The sequence below is a fragment of the Gluconobacter sp. P1C6_b genome, from assembly GCF_018811945.1.
Classification (GTDB): domain Bacteria; phylum Pseudomonadota; class Alphaproteobacteria; order Acetobacterales; family Acetobacteraceae; genus Gluconobacter.
In genome coordinates this window covers 32,336-50,797 of record NZ_JACRVU010000013.1, presented here as the reverse complement: position 1 = coordinate 50,797, position 18,462 = coordinate 32,336, and the positions used below count along the sequence as shown (strand labels likewise).

The 18,462-nt window shown below is 57.2% G+C and carries 18 protein-coding genes; 5 read left to right on the top strand and 13 right to left on the bottom strand.

The genetic code is table 11. The features are described 5' to 3' along the window. Positions 1–244 precede the first annotated feature (244 nt). Positions 245–793: a cytochrome b gene (locus KP701_RS10395; protein ID WP_215747146.1), complete on the bottom strand. Its 549-nt coding sequence runs from the start codon at positions 791–793 to the stop codon at positions 245–247. Positions 794–938: 145 nt separating this feature from the next. Between KP701_RS10395 and KP701_RS10390 the strand changes: the two genes are divergently transcribed. Next, a complete protein-coding gene (locus KP701_RS10390) occupies positions 939–1,517 on the top strand; it encodes a YqaA family protein (RefSeq protein ID WP_215747160.1) in 579 nt (192 codons plus the stop codon). Positions 1,518–1,967: 450 nt separating this feature from the next. Then, positions 1,968–3,806 (top strand): Hint domain-containing protein, encoded by a 1,839-nt coding sequence (locus tag KP701_RS10385; RefSeq protein WP_215747145.1) that lies wholly within the window; start codon positions 1,968–1,970, stop codon positions 3,804–3,806. Positions 3,807–3,946: 140 nt separating this feature from the next. Here the strand turns inward: KP701_RS10385 and KP701_RS10380 are convergent, their stop codons facing one another. Then, positions 3,947–5,911, bottom strand: a complete 1,965-nt coding sequence (locus tag KP701_RS10380) for a transglycosylase SLT domain-containing protein (protein WP_215747144.1) — start codon at positions 5,909–5,911, stop codon at positions 3,947–3,949. A gap of 182 nt (positions 5,912–6,093) precedes the next feature. After that, positions 6,094–6,939: a uracil-DNA glycosylase gene (locus KP701_RS10375; protein WP_215747143.1), complete on the bottom strand. Its 846-nt coding sequence runs from the start codon at positions 6,937–6,939 to the stop codon at positions 6,094–6,096. Between the two features lie 99 nt (positions 6,940–7,038). On the opposite strand from KP701_RS10375, the gene KP701_RS10370 reads away from it, so the two are divergent. Genes KP701_RS10370 through KP701_RS10360 form a run of 3 tightly spaced genes read left to right on the top strand, consistent with a single transcriptional unit; the run spans position 7,039 to position 10,171 of the window. Then, entirely contained in the window at positions 7,039–8,814 is a 1,776-nt protein-coding gene (locus KP701_RS10370) for a tetratricopeptide repeat protein (protein ID WP_215747142.1), read from the top strand. Next, positions 8,811–9,740 (top strand): 4-(cytidine 5'-diphospho)-2-C-methyl-D-erythritol kinase, encoded by a 930-nt coding sequence (locus KP701_RS10365; RefSeq protein ID WP_215747141.1) that lies wholly within the window; start codon positions 8,811–8,813, stop codon positions 9,738–9,740. The genes KP701_RS10370 and KP701_RS10365 overlap by 4 nt, the downstream gene beginning before the upstream one ends. A gap of 35 nt (positions 9,741–9,775) precedes the next feature. After that, a complete protein-coding gene (locus KP701_RS10360; protein WP_225197659.1) occupies positions 9,776–10,171 on the top strand; it encodes a hypothetical protein in 396 nt (131 codons plus the stop codon). Positions 10,172–10,189: 18 nt separating this feature from the next. Here the strand turns inward: KP701_RS10360 and KP701_RS10355 are convergent, their stop codons facing one another. From KP701_RS10355 to KP701_RS10310, 10 genes are all read right to left on the bottom strand, one after another. Beyond that, positions 10,190–10,501 carry a hypothetical protein gene (locus tag KP701_RS10355; RefSeq protein WP_215747140.1) on the bottom strand — a complete coding sequence of 104 codons (312 nt, stop codon included), beginning with the start codon at positions 10,499–10,501 and terminating at the stop codon, positions 10,190–10,192. Positions 10,502–10,520: 19 nt separating this feature from the next. Next, entirely contained in the window at positions 10,521–10,916 is a 396-nt protein-coding gene (locus KP701_RS10350) for a response regulator (RefSeq protein WP_215747139.1), read from the bottom strand. Then, positions 10,913–11,968: a chemotaxis response regulator protein-glutamate methylesterase gene (locus KP701_RS10345; protein ID WP_215747138.1), complete on the bottom strand. Its 1,056-nt coding sequence runs from the start codon at positions 11,966–11,968 to the stop codon at positions 10,913–10,915. The genes KP701_RS10350 and KP701_RS10345 overlap by 4 nt, the downstream gene beginning before the upstream one ends. Continuing rightward, positions 11,965–12,822, bottom strand: coding sequence for a protein-glutamate O-methyltransferase CheR (locus KP701_RS10340; protein WP_215747137.1), 858 nt, complete (start codon positions 12,820–12,822; stop codon positions 11,965–11,967). The genes KP701_RS10345 and KP701_RS10340 overlap by 4 nt, the downstream gene beginning before the upstream one ends. After that, positions 12,819–13,247, bottom strand: a complete 429-nt coding sequence (locus KP701_RS10335) for a chemotaxis protein CheW (protein ID WP_215747136.1) — start codon at positions 13,245–13,247, stop codon at positions 12,819–12,821. Before KP701_RS10335 ends, KP701_RS10340 begins: the two co-directional genes overlap by 4 nt. Then, entirely contained in the window at positions 13,244–15,292 is a 2,049-nt protein-coding gene (locus tag KP701_RS10330; RefSeq protein ID WP_215747135.1) for a chemotaxis protein CheA, read from the bottom strand. Before KP701_RS10330 ends, KP701_RS10335 begins: the two co-directional genes overlap by 4 nt. Further along, a complete protein-coding gene (locus KP701_RS10325; RefSeq protein WP_215747134.1) occupies positions 15,289–15,648 on the bottom strand; it encodes a response regulator in 360 nt (119 codons plus the stop codon). Before KP701_RS10325 ends, KP701_RS10330 begins: the two co-directional genes overlap by 4 nt. Further along, positions 15,645–15,914 (bottom strand): STAS domain-containing protein, encoded by a 270-nt coding sequence (locus tag KP701_RS10320; RefSeq protein ID WP_215747133.1) that lies wholly within the window; start codon positions 15,912–15,914, stop codon positions 15,645–15,647. Before KP701_RS10320 ends, KP701_RS10325 begins: the two co-directional genes overlap by 4 nt. Further along, a complete protein-coding gene (locus KP701_RS10315) occupies positions 15,914–17,389 on the bottom strand; it encodes a methyl-accepting chemotaxis protein (RefSeq protein ID WP_215747132.1) in 1,476 nt (491 codons plus the stop codon). The genes KP701_RS10320 and KP701_RS10315 overlap by 1 nt, the downstream gene beginning before the upstream one ends. A 115-nt stretch (positions 17,390–17,504) precedes the next feature. Continuing rightward, positions 17,505–18,434, bottom strand: coding sequence for a retroviral-like aspartic protease family protein (locus KP701_RS10310; RefSeq protein WP_215747131.1), 930 nt, complete (start codon positions 18,432–18,434; stop codon positions 17,505–17,507). Between the last annotated feature and the right edge of the window lie 28 nt (positions 18,435–18,462).

The following is an 18,462-nucleotide window of genomic DNA, read 5'->3' as shown; positions in this document are numbered from 1 at the left end:
ACAGACCCGATGATGGAATTTTCGTTAGCGGTTCTGGCTGCCGCTTCAGTTATTCTGTTTGTGTATATTATATTAAACTACAGAAATATCTTTATATATAAAAATGTATTAGGGAATATGGTTCTTTTATTATTTATGATTCTTCTATTTTTAATGATATTTTTTGCTTTTTATATAATTTACTTGTTTGTTTCCACAATCCAATAGAGCACAATCAGTAACAGTACACTCTATGGATCAGGCTTCAGAGCATCCGGTCCATGACCCTATCCTTGCGGCCATAGCGATGAAGCAGTGCTGCGATCACATGCCCGGCGATCAGAACTCCCAGAACCCATGACGAGAACTGGTGCAGCACATTCACCAGCGGCACGAAAACCGGCGCCTTGTGCGTCAGGGGTGGCAGATTGACGACCCACATCATCGGGATCGGCAGGCCGTGAACCGAACTCCGCACCCATCCCGTCAGCGGCACGACCAGCATCATCGCATACAGCCCGAAATGCCCGACCTGAACCGCCAGACGCTCTTCCTCGGGGATATCCGCTGACATTGCTGGCGGCCGATGCGTCGCGCGCCAGACAAGCCGCAGAACAGTCAGAATAATAATGAACGGTCCGATTTCTTTATGGATCAACAGCAGGAGTGCCTTCTGCGACGTCGCCGCATGCGGCATGATCCGTCCCACATAAAATCCGAGCAGCCACAGTGGAATGATGATCGCCGCCATGCTCCAGTGAAACATCCTGGCCACAAGGGAATAACGCTGGAACGGCGGAAGGGTCTTGTCCATGAAACGGCAACACTCCGGAAGAACGATTCCGCTTTCTATCACCCGTTCCCGTGCCGGAACACACGTTGCGCGAGGCTACGGATTTTCAAGCGTGAGCAGGACGGCTAGGACAGCCTCTACGCCCTCACAGGAATACCCGACCGCCATGCTGACATTGCTGTACACGCGCATTACCGAACTCGCCGCGTCTCCGCGCGCCGTATGGTGGCTGGTCATTGTCGCGATGGCGGAAGCCTCGGTCTTTCCGCTGCCGGTGGACCTGATGCTCGTACCCATGCTGCTCGCGAACCGTAAACGCGCCTGGTTTCTGGCCTTCGTCTGCACCTTGGCCAGTGTCGGAGGCGGCTTGATCGGCTGGATTCTGGGCGCGTTCCTCATGGAGCATATCGGCATGCCGATCGCGCATTTCTATCATGCCGATCAGCGCATCCTGAACCTTGAGGCCATGTTCCGCCATTACGGCGTGTGGATCATCCTCGCCAAGGGCCTGACCCCGCTTCCCTACAAGTTCGTCACGCTGGCCGCCGGGGCCGCCCATTTCTCCCTGCTGCCTTTCATTGCGGCCAGTATCGTCACCCGCGGCGCCCGCTTCTTCCTTGAAGCGGCCCTGCTCCGCACGTTCGGCGAACCCATCCGCGACTTCATCGAAAAGCGTCTGGCCCTTGTTCTTCTGGCCGCCCTGATTCTCATTGCAGGCGGTATCGCCCTGATCGAGCTTTTATAAAAAAATTTTAATGTTTGTATTTTTTGACCCATTAACCGGGTCGATGCCGGATGTTTCAGGTCATCCGATAGAAATTCACATCCAAAAAAAATCAAACACCGTTAATTTGATCGTTAAAATCGTTAAATTTTAAGTAACATATATATGTCAAAAAATTGCCGTAAATCAGATACTTAAAACCAACAATACAACAATATTAATCTGAAAATTCATCTGCACAATTCCACAAAAAACTCGCAAAATAGCGTTGAAACAATATGTTTGCGAAAGGTAATCAAAATCTTTCTGCATGGATTGTTTATCTAATAACTTATAGTTGAGTTAATTTTTTATTGATTAGAATCGCAAAAACGATCGAAGTAACTGCATCCTGTTTCTAAATGGTGAACACCACATCTTTAGAGGCCGGATCCGATGCTAGTGCAATCCTAATTGCAGGGGAGAATTGGCATGACTTCGTATAGCGATGCTGATGCTACTTATACCGTCACGCAAACCGGTCTTTTTGGTCTCACAAGCGATGTGACCATTAAAGACAGTACAGGAAGTACCCTCTACACTCTTTCCGGTGTTCCTACGGGAAACATCATCACTGGCTCAGATTCAGTGAACGTCCTCGCAAGTCTACTGGGGGGGACTTATGTCAGTGTTCCCGGCTCGACTGGCGACATCAATATTCTTCTGAATGCCCTGAGTGCCGTTAATTTCTATATTGGCGGCGACACGACGGTCTCCCTGGGCGTCAGCGCCATTTCGGGACTGACACTGAACGTCGTGGGCGGGCAGCTCAGCTTCTCCAGCGGCCTCGTTGCGAGTGCCCTGCAGGGCTCCACCATCAATATCAGCGAGGGCGGAACATACGTTTCCGGCTCCAATCTCGCCAGTGTTCTGACCGGATCCACAATCAACTTCGGTGCCGGCGGCGGAACACTCATCCTCAATGGTGGCGGAACGCTCATCGACCTGAGCGGCACAAGCATTACCAACTACAACCCCGCCAAAGACACGATCGAACTGCAGAATACCGTCACCGCGATCAGTGGCTATACGGTCTCCGGGACGGGATCGTCACGCACGGTCACGCTCTTTGGCGGCAACAACAACACGCAGATCGCGACCTACACCGTAACTCTTGCCAGTGGCGCCACCCTCCCGGCCGGCACCTATAACGCCCTGAGCGCCACCAATAACCCGCTCAAGATCACCTATTCCAACGGCAACACCTATATTGGTGTCTGCTTCCTCGCTGACTCCATGATCCGCACGCCATCCGGCGAAACCCCGATCCAGGACCTCCGCACGGGTGACGAGATCCTGGCATGGCACGAGGGCACACCTGCTGTCCGCAAGGTCATCTGGACCGGCCGGCGACAGGCCACCACCAACCCGTCCCTTCCGGATGACCAGGCGGGCTATCCCATCCGCATCCTCGCCAACGCCATCGCAGAGAATGTCCCCCACAAGGACATGCTCATCACGGCAGAACACTGCCTGTTCCTGGATGGCCGGTTCGTCCCCGCGCGCATGCTGGTCAACGGCAGTTCCATCTTCTACGACCGCTCCCTGACCTCTTACGAATACTTTCACGTCGAGACCAGAGAGCATTCCGTCATCATGGCCGACGGCATGCTGACCGAAAGCTATCTCGACACAGGCAACCGGCACACCTTCCGGCAGGACGGAAAAATCCTCGCCATCGGTGGCCAGCACAAAAGCTGGGACGATGCCGCAGCGCCGCTGGAAGTCAGTCGGGCCTTCGTCGAGCCCCTCTATCGCCAGATCGAAGCCCGCGCGCTTACTCACTGCCAGCTGGACAAATCAATGGCGAGCACGGGCCAGACCCCGCAAATCACAGAAGATCCCGATCTGCATCTCCTCGCCTCAGACGGCCAGATCATCTATCCGATGCGACAGACGAAAGACCGGGTCCTGTTCATGATTCCGCCAGGAATCAGCTCGGTCAGGCTCATGTCCCGCGCGTCGCGTCCCTGTGACACGACCGGCCCCTTCGTCGATGACCGCCGAGCCCTTGGGGTCCTTGTGGGCGATATCGTGTTTTTCGATTCAGGAAACACCACCGACCTCGAAGCTCATCTGGAGCATCACCCCCTGGACGGATGGGCAGGGCCGGAAAATGCTCGCTGCCGCTGGACGACCGGGAACGGTCTCATCCCGCTTGGCGAGCGCGCACCCCTGAATTTCGGCGTTCTTTCCATCACCATCCTGGCGACCAACACCTATTTTACGGAGACCGTCCTCCCCGAGGGACAGACGGCCCGGCGGGCCTGAAGGTGTAGAAAAACCATTGCTCAATCTGCTCACGGTTCCATTTATGACCGTGAGCAGATTTACGGTCTTTCACAGGGACCCACAGCAGCGGAACAAAAAAAGCCCCGGTCCAGGCCGGGGCTTTTTTTGTTTCGTATCTTTTAGTTCAACGCCATTCGCTCATGCGCCATGGCCTGCTCTTCCCTGAAGGACGGCCATTCAGACCGTGTCAGCGCCTTCAGCGACGGAGAAGGCAGGCCCATGCGGTGCGCATAAAGCCAGGTATAGGTCAGGGCGCGATGGACATAGTCCCGCGTTTCCCCATTGGGGAGCGTTTCCATAAAGAACAGCGGATCGTGCATATCCGCCTTCTGCGTACCTTCCCAGCGGGCAATGGCACCCGGGCCGGCATTATAGGATGCCAGAACCCGGACCAGATCACCGCCTTCGGGCGGCGTAACGGTTGCGACCCGGCTGGACTGGTTCGCCAGATACAGCACGTAGAGCTGCCCGATCTCAAGATTGGAGGACGGGTTGTGCAGACGACTGACCATATCCGGCGCAACCGGGATCACCGCCACCCCATGCGAGTTATACGTCATGTGCGACGCAGTAATGAAGCTGGCCGTTACGGGACGGATCTGCATGAGGCCATGCGCTCCGGCGCCTGACGTCGCCGAGGGATCGAAGTTGGATTCAACCCGTGTCAGGGCATAGACCAGCGCTGGGTTCATGCGGAAGCCATGACTGGGCTTTAGGGACGGCAGGGGAAGCGGCGTCGGCTTCGTTACCTGGGCTTCCTGATGCATGATGAGGGAGGCAAGCTGTTCGGACAGATCCTCGTAGCCTGCTGCCTGTGCCACGAGCTGAAGCGAGCGGGAGCGCGCGCTGTCATCCGCAACATCGACCCACATCCGCCGGATCAGGTTCTCGGCCCGCATCCTCTCGCCGACCTGCAGCAGAGCAAAGAGCTGACGCCCCTGCGGAAGGGCCCCGACCGCCTCCACGTCGATTTCCGCAAGAACGGGCACCGGATCGTGCAGCGTGATCTCAACGCCGCCATCCGGCAGGCGCGCATGACCGTGCCGTCCGAGATCAAGCGTCTGGGACGCCAGAATACCGTAGAACGTCTCGTGGTGAATGGCGGCGCGATGGAGCCATTTCACATAGCCGACCATGTCATGACGCCGCCCTTCGGCACGCGCTGCCCAGAAGGCAGCGGCCGCGCGGAGTTCCACCGTCGTGACAGGTGCGTTGGCGGCAGACTGGAACAGGTCGTAGGCCGCCTCGATATGGCCTTCACGCCAGGCTGCCAGACCCGCAACATAGGCGGGCAGTCCGACCTGACTGTTGCCGCGGCCAAATCCCGCGCTGCCATGCCGCAGGGCCAGCAGGGTTTCGCCCTGAGACAGCAGCCCAAGAGCCACCTCGCCATAAAGCTGGGCGGCATAGGGCGCCGTCATGCCCGGCGTGATATCCACGAGATGCAGCGCACTTTCCGCCCCCCGCACGCCGGTGAGCACCCGTTCCTGAACCGTCCGGTCCAGAAGCGGATTGCGCACAAAGGCATGAAGCAGGGGATCAACCGGAGCAGATGTGCCCTTCACGTCCTCAGCCCGCGCATCAGCGGCGAGCGGACGGACGAAAGACTGGGGCTGCACCGTTCCCGGAAGCGCGATTTTCAGAAGCAGGGCCTGAATACTGGCGGCATCAGGCTGGGAAGCATAGTCATGCAGCCATTCGCGGAGCTGTTCGACGGCCGGATGGGCGCCCGGCGCCAGATAGCGCTCCGCCAGCACATCCGACAGCAGGACATGATCCGTCACCAGACGCATCTGGTCCTGAACGATCCGGGCGTTGCCTTCCCGCTGCGCCTGAAAGATCAGACGGTAGCGGCTGGCCATGGCAGCGGTGAGCGGATGAGGAAGCGAAACAATGCCATCTCCGCCCAAAGACGGACGGGCTTCGGCAAAAGCGGTCTCATCTCCCACCCGCTCCGGCTGAGGGGGGAGTTCTCGTGTGCTTGCCGCACGCGCCGGGGACAGTGAGCCACCGGCCAGAATCAGCACGCTAACGAGCAGAGCCCGTGCGTTACTGCCAGAAATGAAAGGGGTTGTCCTTCGCATAGCAGCGGGTTGCTACCCGCTTTGCATGCCGTTGGCAAGAACTTGTTAAGTTTGATGCAGCCTTGGACTGGGCAATGATATAACCCAACCTCAAAACAATCCAGTGGCAAACGCCTGTCTTGGCGCGTTTTTTTACGTTTTCCCGAAGTTTTTTGATGATGCTATTTGTACCGCTTCGGTCCTCATCCCCCCGGAGCCAGTTTCTCCATCAGAATCAGCAGATCCTGCCACGCATTCCGCCGCGCAGCCGCACTGGCCCGCAGTTGAAGGGGGTGTCGCATCGGGAGGAGCGGAACCGGAGTCGCAAGCCCGGGAACCCGAACCTCCGTCCACTTCCCGCGCAACCGTCCGACAGCCGCATCTGGCCCCAGCAGCATCTTCAGGGGCGTCACGCCCATCGTCACCAGAAAGCGGGGCCGACATAGGGCAATCGTCCGCAGCAGGAGCGGATGACAGGCCTGCATCTCCGTATCACTCGGAGTCCGCCCGCCCGGCGGTCGCCAGGGCAGGGCCGGCGCCATGGAAATCTGCCCCCGCTCCAGCCCGGCTGACCGCAGCATCTTCTCCAGAAGCGAGCCTGCCTCTCCCGCAAAGAGTGTGCCGGACCGGTCTTCGTCTGCATCGGGTGCCTCGCCGATCAGCATGAAGGGGGCGTCCTCCACGAAGACCGGCTCCAGCCGGTGCGTGGCGGTCCGGGCCAGAAACAGGTCGTCCGGGGCCTCGGTCAGCCGCATCAGGGTCGGAAGATCAGGCGCCTTCTCCAGCGCCTGCAGGGAGAGGCTACCCGTTGCCGTCCCGGTAACCTTTGCGCCGGTCGGACGCGTGCCATCCCACATTTCCGGCGAAGGCCGCACAGCCATCCGCTGTCCTTCTCCCGCGCGCTGCGGCATGGAAGCGGGCAGCCGGGGAGCCGCCTCGGAGAGACGGTCCACGGGCAGTTCGCACAGAGCCTCGTCGGCTCCCCATTCATACTGAAGCTGGAGCGCGGCCAGAAGTTCGGCCCGGCTCACAACCGGCTGGGGCGTCATGATCTATCCGTTCTGGTTACCTCCAGGCCGGAAGCCCTGCCCTCCTGAGAGGAGGAGCGGTTGGCGTCAGGCCTCAAGAGGGCTAGAGTTTCGTCCATTATGCAGATCACACGCGGCTGGCCCAGATCATTCGAGGATTTTTCCCGTCCGCTCCGTCTGGCGCTTCCCGTTCTTGTGCTGGGTGGCTGCCTCACGGGGGGCGCCGCGGCCGCCGTTCCTCCCGCCATGCTGCCAGCCGTCAATCCCGAAAAATCCCTGACCGGCTGGATGATGGCCGCGACCGTCATGATGGAACGCGGAGACGTTTCCGCCGCCAATCTGGCGCTTTCGCATGCCTTGCCCCTCGCCCCGCACAATCTCCGGTTGCAGCACGATGCCCTGCGCTATGCCGCGATGGCCGGGAAGCAGGCCGAGGCTGTCAGACTCGCCAACGCACTGCCCGATCATGACGTCGGCAGCGATATCGGGACCCTCATTCTCGCGCAGGATGCCTTTGCCCGTCAGGACTGGGCCGAAATGCGCCGTATCCTGACCCGCAGTCCCCATCACGGTCCGCTCGTCGCCATTGCTGCCCCCACTCTCATGGCCTGGAGCCTTGCGGCCGAAGGGCATGCCGACAAGGCCCTGAATCTGCTGGGAGAAGCGGCAGCCCAACCCGCGACCCGCAGGCTATATCTTCTGCATGCGGCCATGATCGCGGAATCCCTGCCCACTCCGCAGTTGGCGGGACAGCTTTATCACCGGACGGGAAATGCCTCCGGAGACCCGCTGACACTCCAGATCCTCTATGCACAGCTCTATGGGAGCTGGCTCGAACGCCATGGCCGTCACAAGGACGCCAGTGACGCCATTGCAGCCCTTGGCGTGACATCTCCTCTGGCCGCTCTCGTCATCGGCCCGATCCAGCAGAGCCTTCCGCATCTGAAGAGCCCGAGCCCGGCCCTTGGCGGCGCGGTTCTCAACCTGCAGATCGCCCTCATGATCACGGATGTCATCCAGCAGGACGGCATTCCGCGGGACCCGGCCATCATTGCCCTGCAACAGGCCATTTTTCTTGATCCTGGCCTGACAATTGCCCGCATCTTTCTGGCCGACACCTTTCGGGAAGCCAACCAGATCTCCAGCGGGCTGGCTGAACTGGACGGAATCCCATCTTCCGATCCCCTCGCTGCCCTGGCGGCACAGGAGCGCATCAACCTGGCCCTGCGCTCGGGTGACCTCGAGCAGGAAGCAGATGCCCTGCATCGCGCCCTTGCCCTGCGTCCCGACAATCCCGAATTCCTGATTCAGCTTGCGGAAGTCGAAGACCAGCGCGGCAATCATACGCAGGCCATTGATCTCTATACCCGCGCCCTCAAGGCTTCCCCGCCCCGCAAGGAAATCCTGTGGCCCATCCTGCTCGGCCGCGCGATGGCTGCGGAAGAGAGCGGCAACTGGCCGATGGTACAGGATGACATGAAGCATGCGCTGGAACTCGCGCCAGACCAGCCCGAAGTGCTCAATTTCGTGGGCTATGCCAATATCGAGCATGACGAGGATCAGGCTCAGGCCCTCGCCATGCTGAAAAAGGCCGTCGATCTCCAGCCAACGGACGCCTCCATTCAGGACAGCTACGCCTGGGCCCTGCTCAAATATCGCGCGGATATCAAAACCGCGCTCCCCATCCTCGTGCAGGCTGCGGAGCATGCGCCCAGCGATGCTGAAATCGGCTACCATCTCGGCGTTGCCTACTGGTATCTCGGACGGCATACCGAAGCACAGGACCAGTGGAACCAGTCCCTGGACGACAATCCCCAGCCGCAGGATCGCGCCCTTCTGATGCAGGCGCTCCAGAGCGGCGGCCCCCATCTCGCAGCCTTCGAACAGAAACAATGACCTTTCCAGACACGACTTCTTCCGCCGCTCCTCAGGCTACCGCGCACGCCAAGATCAACCTGTTCCTGCACGTCACCGGCCGCCGCGATGATGGCTATCACCTGCTCGACAGTCTTGCCGTATTCGCAGGCGCAGCAGACCGCGTTACCCTTACTGCTCCCAGTGACACCATGTCGCTGACGATCGACGGACCATTCGGACAGGGTCTTGAAGCGGACGACCAGAATCTTGTGCTCCGCGCTGCCCGCGCCCTTCAGGCCCAGTCCGGCACCACGATTGGCGGCCTGACTGAATCCTTTCATCTGGAGTTGCAAAAGAACCTTCCTGTCTCATCCGGGATTGGTGGCGGGTCGGCTGATGCGGCCGCAACGCTGCGGCTGCTGGCGCGGGAATGGAATGTCGATCAGGCAGCACTCTTTCCGATTGCCGAAACACTGGGGGCGGATGTTCCCGTCTGCGTTGCCCAGCGCCCGACCCGGATGCAGGGCATTGGGGAGATTCTTGCCCCCGCTCCGGTCCTGCCAGATGCGGGTCTCCTGCTGGTCAATCCGGGTGTCGGTGTCTCGACACCGGACGTTTTCCGGGCCTTCGCGGCAGGAGGCGGTATTGTTGAACGTCCCGAGCCGTTTCTGCCTGCCCGCTGGAACACGGCGCAGGACATGGTGGCCGATCTGAACGCCACCACGAACGATCTTCAGGCCCCGGCCCTGTCACAATGCCCCGTCATCGGCACGGTCCTGGCCTCGATCGAGAGCCTGCCTGGCTGCCTGCTCAGCCGCATGAGCGGTTCGGGTGCTACCTGTTTCGGCATTTTTTCCAGCCCCGAGAGCGCCCTTGCCGCCGCCCGCATCCTGAATGCACAGAGCGCACGTCTGGGTTGGTGGACATGGGCGGGCGGCTTCCACCACACTGAAGCTTCCACCTGATCACAACACAACCGGGCAGAAGGGCGACGGACGTCATGACAGCACCACGCATGCAGGTCACACGTTCAGAGGACGGCAAGACCATCATCCTGTCTTTCCTGGAAGGAAGCGGCGCTTCAGGCAGCATTGCCCTGGACGAAAAGCAGCTCTCCCAGTTGATCACCAGTCTCGGGCTGGCGCATGCGAGCCTCATTGAAACGCAGCCGCTGGCCCCTATTGCCGGTGCGCGCTTTACGCCGGTCTACACAACGAACTGGGCCTTGCAGATCGATGCCCTGACCGAAGGCTCCATGCTGGCTTTCCAGCACCCCGCTTATGGTCCGGTGGGGATCGTCTTCGGCCCGCAGGATATCGAGCAGATCATTCGCGGCCTGCAGAAACAACGGACCATGATCCGCTCCAACCCTGACGACGCCAGCAAACCGAGCTGACAAAATCCTTCCGGGATTTCAGAAAAATTCTATCTCCCCCGCCTCGGGGGAAACCTGAATGGCACCTGCCAGCAGACGCTGCCGAACCTCTGAGAGTGTCAGACGATCCACTATAGAACGCTGAACCTGCACCTCCCTCACACCGCTCTCATGACTTAACTGCTCACAACACTGCGCCAGTTGACCCAGAACCTGTGTGATCCTGTCAAAATCCTGCAGGTACGTGACATTCTCGCCCACACACGCCTGCAGACAGGCGTTCTCCAGCCGGCGCAGATCCTGAAGACTGGAAGACAGCTGCGCACCCACGCCTTCCAGAACTTGCGGCAATGCCAGCTTCCCTGACGCCTCAGACACTGCAGATCGGTCCAAAAACGGCTTCGATACGGGATTTGAGCGAACTGGCCGTAAAGGGCTTGGCCAGGAAATTGTTCACCCCTTCCGCAATGGCCTGCTGAACCAGATCCTTGCTGGCCTGTCCGGTCAGCATGATGAAGCCCGTTTTCGCAGTCCGCGCATTACTTCTGACCACTTTCAGAAGCTCAAGCCCATCCATATCCGGCATGTTGAAATCCGAAATAATCAAATGAACCGGATTGCTTTTGAGATGTTCGAGCGCTTCCAGTCCATTCCGGACACCAGCGATCTGTACGAACCCGATCTGGCTCAGCGTATTACGCAGGATAGAGCGGATGGATGTCTGATCGTCGACAAGAAGGACGGACATGGAGGAGGCTGAAATCATGGATATGTCTCCAGAGAGCGACGTTCACAAAGATTGAGAATGGCTGCGCCAATGGCGGAAAGCGGAAGCTGCGTTTCGACAGCACCCAGTTCGTATGCGGCCCGGGGCATGCCATAGATGACGGAGCTCGCCCGGTCCTGACCGATTGTGGAGGCGCCGGCATGACGCATGGCCAGCAGGCCCTGCGCCCCGTCGCATTCCATCCCAGTCAGAATGACCCCCACAGCATTTTTCCCGACTGTGGTGGCGAGGGAATAGAACAACTCGTCCACCGAAGGGCGATGTCCGTTAACGGGTGGGGCCGCAACCAGCTGGCAGACATATTCTCCAGGCCGTACGCCACAGCGGACGCGCAGATGGCGTTCTCCACCAGACGCGACATACACCGTGCCGGATTTCAGCACATCGCCCTCTTCCGCCAGCCTGACCTCCGGCTTCACGATCCGGTCCAGACGACGTGCGAAGCTTTCTGAAAACTGCCGCGGCATGTGCTGCACGATAACCGTTGGCGGACAGGCCACAGGGAAATGCCCCAGAACATCCGTCAGGGCTTCCACGCCCCCTGTCGAGGCACCAATCCCCACGACAGTTCCTATCTTCGAAGCAGTCCTGCTTGCAGCATCCGTATCAACCGTCACAGGCGCCTGCCGCTTCATGGCCGCCGCCCGGACAATCGCATCTCCCAGCCCCGCAAACGGATCCTCACCGTTAGCCGTGGTCGTTTTCGAATACCATTCCGCAGCTCCCATCCGGAGCGACTGCTCAACCAGTCCCCGGTGACTGGAAAGATGACCCGACACCATCACGACGGGCATCGGCCGCAACCTCATGATCTTTTCAAGAAACTGCAGGCCATTCATGGACGGCATTTCGAAATCGAGCGTCAGCACATCAGGATTCAGTCGTACGATAAGATCACGCGCTTCAAACGGCGTTCCGGCAGTCCCCACGATCTTTACTCTGGGATCCCGCCGGAGTGCGGCCGCAATCAGGGCGCGGGTCGTCAGGGAATCATCGACGACCACGACAGTCAGGGGTCTTGCGCCACTCAAGAGCCCCTCCTGCCAGATGAAACCTTGCGATAGGCATTATGCCCGAAGCTTTCCATGCCAAACCGCTCAGGATGAGCGATACGCTCCGAGTGCCCCAGATAAAGCTCTCCCCCCGGAAAAATGCGTCCCGAAAGACTGCCCCATAGTTGATCCTGCGTTTCGCGATCAAAATAGATCGCGACATTCCGGCAGAAAATGGCATGGAAACGGGATGAAAATGGCCAGGGTTCAACCAGATTGAGACGTCGGAAACGGATCATCTCCCGGATTTTTTCGGACATGACGACCCGGTCGTCTTCAAGCCGACAGGACGTCAGCACTCCGTCTTCAAAAAGAGCCTCGGCTTCTATGGAAGCATAGCTTCCCAGGCGAGCCTGCTGCAGAACATCGGAATCTATATCTGTCGCCAGAATTTTCGCTTTCAGATGCGGAATGGTGGGCAGACATTTTATGACTGTCATGGCGATCGAATATGCTTCCTCGCCACTCGAACAGGCCGCAGACCAGATCCTGAGTTCTTCTCCGCGTTCAAGGCGGCCATATAACTGCTGACGAAGCAGGGATTCCAGGTATGAGAAGTGGTGTTTTTCCCGATAAAAACTGGTGACATTTGTTGTTAGCGCGGAAACAAGATGCTGACGTTCGTCAGAACCCGCTTCACTCATCAGAAAGGCGCAATACTCGTCGAAACAGCCAAATCCCTCCTGCCGGACACGGCGGGAAATTCTGGAATAGACGAGGCTCTTTTTCTTTTCAGACAGAGAAATCCCAGCGTAACTCTTGGCAATTCCAGCGATAATCCGGAAGTTTCCATCAGAAATTCCGTCTGTCTCCAGCACAGGGATCGCTGTCATTGCAGACTCCCCTCAAACAGCGCGTCTACATTCACAGAAAATATCAGACGATCTGCTACAGGCTGAATTCCATTCAGAAAATATTTGAGATCATCGCTGGACAATTCGGGCAGAGGCTTGAATTCCTCCTCATCCATATCCGAGATATCCGTCACATTCGAAACCGAGAACCCGATAACCTTGTCTTTGTTTTTCAGGAAAATAATTGCTTTTTTCTCATTGCCGTTCTCAGAAACGCCCATCATCCTGGCCATATCCACGAGGGGAATGACGGCCCCCCGAACATTCACCACGCCTTCAACAAATGCGGGTGCCGCCGGGAAAGGTGTTGCTTTTGACCAGGTCTTGATTTCCTTCACGGCCGAAATCTGGATAGAAAACTCCTGATTTCCCAAAGAAAAGACCAGCGCTTTTTCCCCAATCATACTCTTTCCTCCAATGAACTTTCTCTTTTCTTCAAAAGCTCACCAAATAGAAATTCTACATCCAGAATAAATGCTACGTTACCGTCTCCCAGAATGGTTGCAGTCGAGAAACAGGCAATTTTTCGATAATTATCTTCCAGATTCTTCACCACAAACCTCGATTGATCGATAATCTTATCCACAATAAATGCCATTTTTTCTTCGTTTTCATTCTCGATAACGAAGCATATTTTCTGATTTTTCTCATCCGAATGAACACCCAGCAGGTCTGAGGCATAAATTACGGACAGATAGCCCTCTCGATAAGGGTATCCATATTTTCCTTCTCCAATATGAAATGCCTTACTGTTATCGAATATTATCGTCTCTGAAACATTATTGATCGGGACAACAAAATCCTGCCCTTCCGACTTAAAGATAATGCCCTCAATAACCGAGAGGGTAAAAGGCAGAGATATTGAAAATATTGTTCCTTTTCCCTTTGATGAACTGATGAAAATCCGTCCGTTAATCTGCTGAAGACTTTGTTTGACAACGTCCATTCCCACGCCCCGGCCTGAGACATCGGTCACTTCCGCAACAGTCGAAAACCCCGGCTCGAAAATCAGGGAATAGATTTCTTCCCGATCCAGCCTTTGACCCTTTTCAATAATCTTCTTTTCAACAGCTTTTTCGTAGATCCTGTCCGGGTCCAGACCGGCCCCGTCATCCTGAATTTCCACGATGATCCGACCAGAGCGTTGAAAGGCACGCAGTCGGAGCAGACCCTCAGGATCCTTTCCCGCCTGCGCCCTGACCTCTGGACTTTCAATGCCGTGATCAATGGCATTGCGAACCATGTGGGTCAGAGGATCGGAGAGCTTTTCAAGAATGGACCGATCAACCTCCGTGTCCTCTCCTTCCAGAACAAGCCGAACCTGCTTTTCTGTCAGTCTGGCCGTCTCCCGCACAACACGCCCCAGCTTCTGGAAGACCGTCTTGATCGGATAGGCGCGCATCGTAATGACGTTTTCCTGCAGTTCGTGGATAAGCTGCTCCTGCGCTGTGACCACACTCCCCAGAAATGAATCTCCCGGCACCTTGTTACGACGCATCTGGGACTGAATGGCCCCTTGATTGATCACCAGTTCTCCAATCAGATCGACCAGTTTGTCGATCCGCTGGATATCAACCCGAACGGTCGCAGAATCCTTGCGCTCAGTTCCTTTCCGGACCGGTGGGTCCGTTTTCTCTTCTACAACCGGCGCAGATGGTATTGTGGTTTGTTCGGGTTCTTCCGGCACGGATGTAATGACCGCATGCAGGTCATCGCCACACCAGTCAAAAATCTCATCAATGTTTTCTCGTGGTTTTTCTGTTGTCAGAAAAATTTGCCATGTCAGATAACTCTGACTCGGTGAAATGTCGGCAAGAAGTGGCACAGCATCACTATCAACCTGTACCTTGATCTGTCCCAGATCTTCCAATGCCATCAGGATATTCCGGATGTCATCTCCGCGGTCATAAAACTCCGGGGATACGGTCAGGACAACTGAAAACTGCTGCTCACTGGGCGCATCAATTTCAATTTTCACCGGCGCGAAAGACATGCCGAAGATATCTTCCGTTCCGACCTCTTCAGAGGCCGGCTCCGGTTCTGAAGCATCAGACCCGAGATAGTGCTCCAGTTCGGCGCTTATCTCCGGAGCAACCTCATACGTGCTGGCTCCATTTTTAAAATCTGAAACGATATCCGACAGTGCATCCTTGCACTTTAGAAAAACCCTGATGCTCTCAGCATTTACGGACAGTTCTCCTGACCGGAAACGGTCAAGCACGCTCTCGAAAAGATGGGAGAATCTTACCAGATCTTCCATTCCAAAGGCGGCCGCTCCACCTTTGATGGAATGAACACACCGGAAGATCGTATTGATCTTCTCTCCATTCTCGGGCTCTTCCTCAAGCGCCGTCAGCTCTTCTTCCAGAAGCGTGAGTTGCTCGTCGCATTCATCAAAGAAAATCAGCCGGATCGCGTCCATATCATCGGTGAAATCTTCAGTGCTCATGCGCTGACACGCCTCACCGCTGCAAGCAGCTTGGGACCATCGAACGGTTTAACGATCCACCCGGTCGCACCTGCTTCACGTGCGGCACGCCGAAGATCGTCACCGGATTCCGTCGTCAGAAAAATGATGGGGACGTATTTTGTCTCTGACCGCGCGCGAAGGGCTCTGGTCAGTTGCAGCCCATCCATACGCGGCATGTTCAGATCTGTTATGATGACTGCCGGCAGAAAATCGGAAATTTTTTCCAGCGCTTCAACGCCGTCTTCCGATGTTTCCACCTCATAACCGCCTTTGCGCAGCTCTCGACTGACAAGGTCCCGCATGGTTCGGGAATCATCAACTACCAGAATATTCATGCGTCGCCCTGCGCCTCCAGGAGAAAATCTCCGCCCATCAGCTGCAGATTTTCTCTCATCGCATCAGAAATATTCCTTATCTCGAAGCTGCGCCCCTGCACCTGCGCCGTTCGATACGCGGAGACAAGCAACTGGAAACAGAGGCCACCGACCCGGCAAACCTGACTTCCATCCAGAACAAATTCCCTCTCTCCCTTTTTGAGGAGTTCCGAAAAAGGAACGGCGTATCTGGTATCCAGTAGCTCAGGCAGCATCAGAACGCTCATCAGCGGAACTCCTCCCATCCTTCATCCGATGTCTGAAAGGACTCATTTCCCCACTGCGACGATGGAAGATCAGAGGCTGGCGTTTCGCTCTCAAAAAGAGGTTTTTCGCCATCATGCAGGCTTTTCAGACGAAACCGTTGAAGGCTTCCGACGAGTTCCCGGGCTTCCGCGCTCAGATTATGACTGGCGGCCGTCGCTTCTTCGACCATTGCTGCATTCTGCTGGGTATTCTGATCCATCTGGCTGACCGCAACGCTGATTTCCGAAAGGTCATTGGCCTGACTGCGCGCAGCCGTCGCGATTTCACCTATCAGGACGCTGATTTCACTGACATTTTCCACGATGGATTTCATCGCGATCCCTGTCTCTTCGACCAGGGAACTGCCCCGGCTGACCTGCTGCGTACTTGAGGTGATGAGCCCCTTGATTTCCTTGGCCGCATCAGCCGAGCGCTGGGCCAGGGCCCGGACTTCAGCAGCGACAACGGCAAACCCTTTGCCTGCATCTCCCGCCCGGGCGGCTTCAACGCCGGCATTCAATGCCAGGAGATTGGTCTGAAAGGCGATGTCATCAATCAGGCCAAGGATCTGCGCAATATGGATGGAAGACTGCTGGATGTCCTGCATGGCCGCCGTGGCCGCCGCCATCACTTCACCCGACCGCTCGGCCCGGTCGCGGGTCTGGCTTGCGACTTCACTGGCATGGACGGACGCTGCCGCCGTCTTGCGGACAGTCTCCGTGACGTTCCCCACCGAGACTGTGGTTTCTTCAAGCCGGGCGACCTGAAGTTCCGTACGACGGGCCAGATCGTCGGCCGCCGAGGCGATTTCCGCCGATCCGGAGGAGATCGTTGAAATGCTGTCATTCAGCGACACCATCATCTTCTGAAGCGAGGATGCGGTATCATTGAAATCCTGCCGCAGCCGGTCGTACCGGTCCGGCAGAGCTTCTTCGAGACGAAACCCCAGTTCGCCATCGCGCAGACTGGCCATTGCATTTCCGAGAACCGCAATGACGCGCTCATGCTCGGATGCTTCTTCTCTTGCCGACTGACGCTCGTCTTCGGCCTCGATCCGAACCGCGGCAAGGGCAGACTGCGCCTGAGCGGTCATAGCCTCGCTGTGCTCGGCATGCGTCCGAGCTTCGCCGAGCAGGACCTGCAAGCGGATCAGACTGGCTTCACGGACATTCCGTGGCAGCGTTCCTTCTGACGCAAGTTGCCGCATGGCTCCGGCCAGATCGTCCCCGTAGGCCGCGACCTGAAAAAAAGCGACGATTCCAGCGACACAAAAGAGACCAAGAAGAGCCAGTTCAGGGGAAGCGGACTGCCAGATACCCGCACTATGCCCCCCCACAGCCTTCAGGTGCCATCCCACCAGACAGACAGAAACAGCGACAGGAATAGCAAACGCCAGAAACAGGCGCCTGCGCAACAGGGAACTCCGCTGCATGGGAACAAAGCGCATGTCGGACATGCCAGACCGCCTCCAGAAACACAGATAACACCACGCCAGCCACATGCAGCCGACCAGATGCTTCCCTTCCTAGAGAACAGTTGATTGAAACTCCGTTAATGCCTTCCAGACTTCTTCAGTTGGCTGATGCTGGAATATCGACGTCGTGCTGGACAAACATCCGGTTGCCCCAGCGGGGGATCCAGATCCGGTAATGCCTGAGAACATCCGCTCCCAGCAGAGCGTCCGTATCAGGAAGATCACTCCCGACCCTCAATACGACATCCCGAAAGACGATATCGCCCATCTGGAGGGTATCGAAATGATGGCGATAATTCTTCACCGGATCCCGCGTGAGACCATAACCGGTCGTGACCGGATCCTTTTCCAGCATGGCACGCGTCACACCCGCAGTCCTTGCGCCATCCATGCTGATCAGGCTGCTGGCTGCTCCCGTATCAAGCACGGCATCGGTCGCGTGACCATTCAGGCGAATATCCAGCGTGGTCTTCTGGCCGCCGTTATAGGGATGGCTGATGGGAACCGTATGAATACGCCCCGTCCATCCAGGCGTCGGCGTTTCACAGTCTTCGGTTTCAACCAGGCGCACCCGATGAGACGGCATGTCCACGACCGTATCGTAGCGCCCCAGAAAATCACGCCCGAACAATCCCACGATCGGGAGGCCGGCGATCTTTCCGGTAAATTTCCCGGCCCCGGCCACAGCGATGTTCAGGGCCCTGGAACTTCCCATGTCCAGCGTGCGGATTGTCATGACACGCGCGTACTCGTCCCCCCCGACGCCACGGACAAACACGGTTCCCCCGGTATCGTCCAGACCGAGCGGCTCCACGAAACTCTTCCCGATCGTAGTGGAAAAAGCACCCGTATCAACAATCAGCGCGACGGGATGCCCATTGATCGCGGCACGGACGATGGGACTCCCCCAGTCATTCAGAACCGGCATGTCACCGCTTATGATCAGTTTGCACTGATGCGGACCACTCTCACACCCGGCAAGAACAGTCCCCATCAGCAAAAGCGCACCCAGTCGGCCCAACGTCATGACATCCCCACATCTGTATCGATCCGTT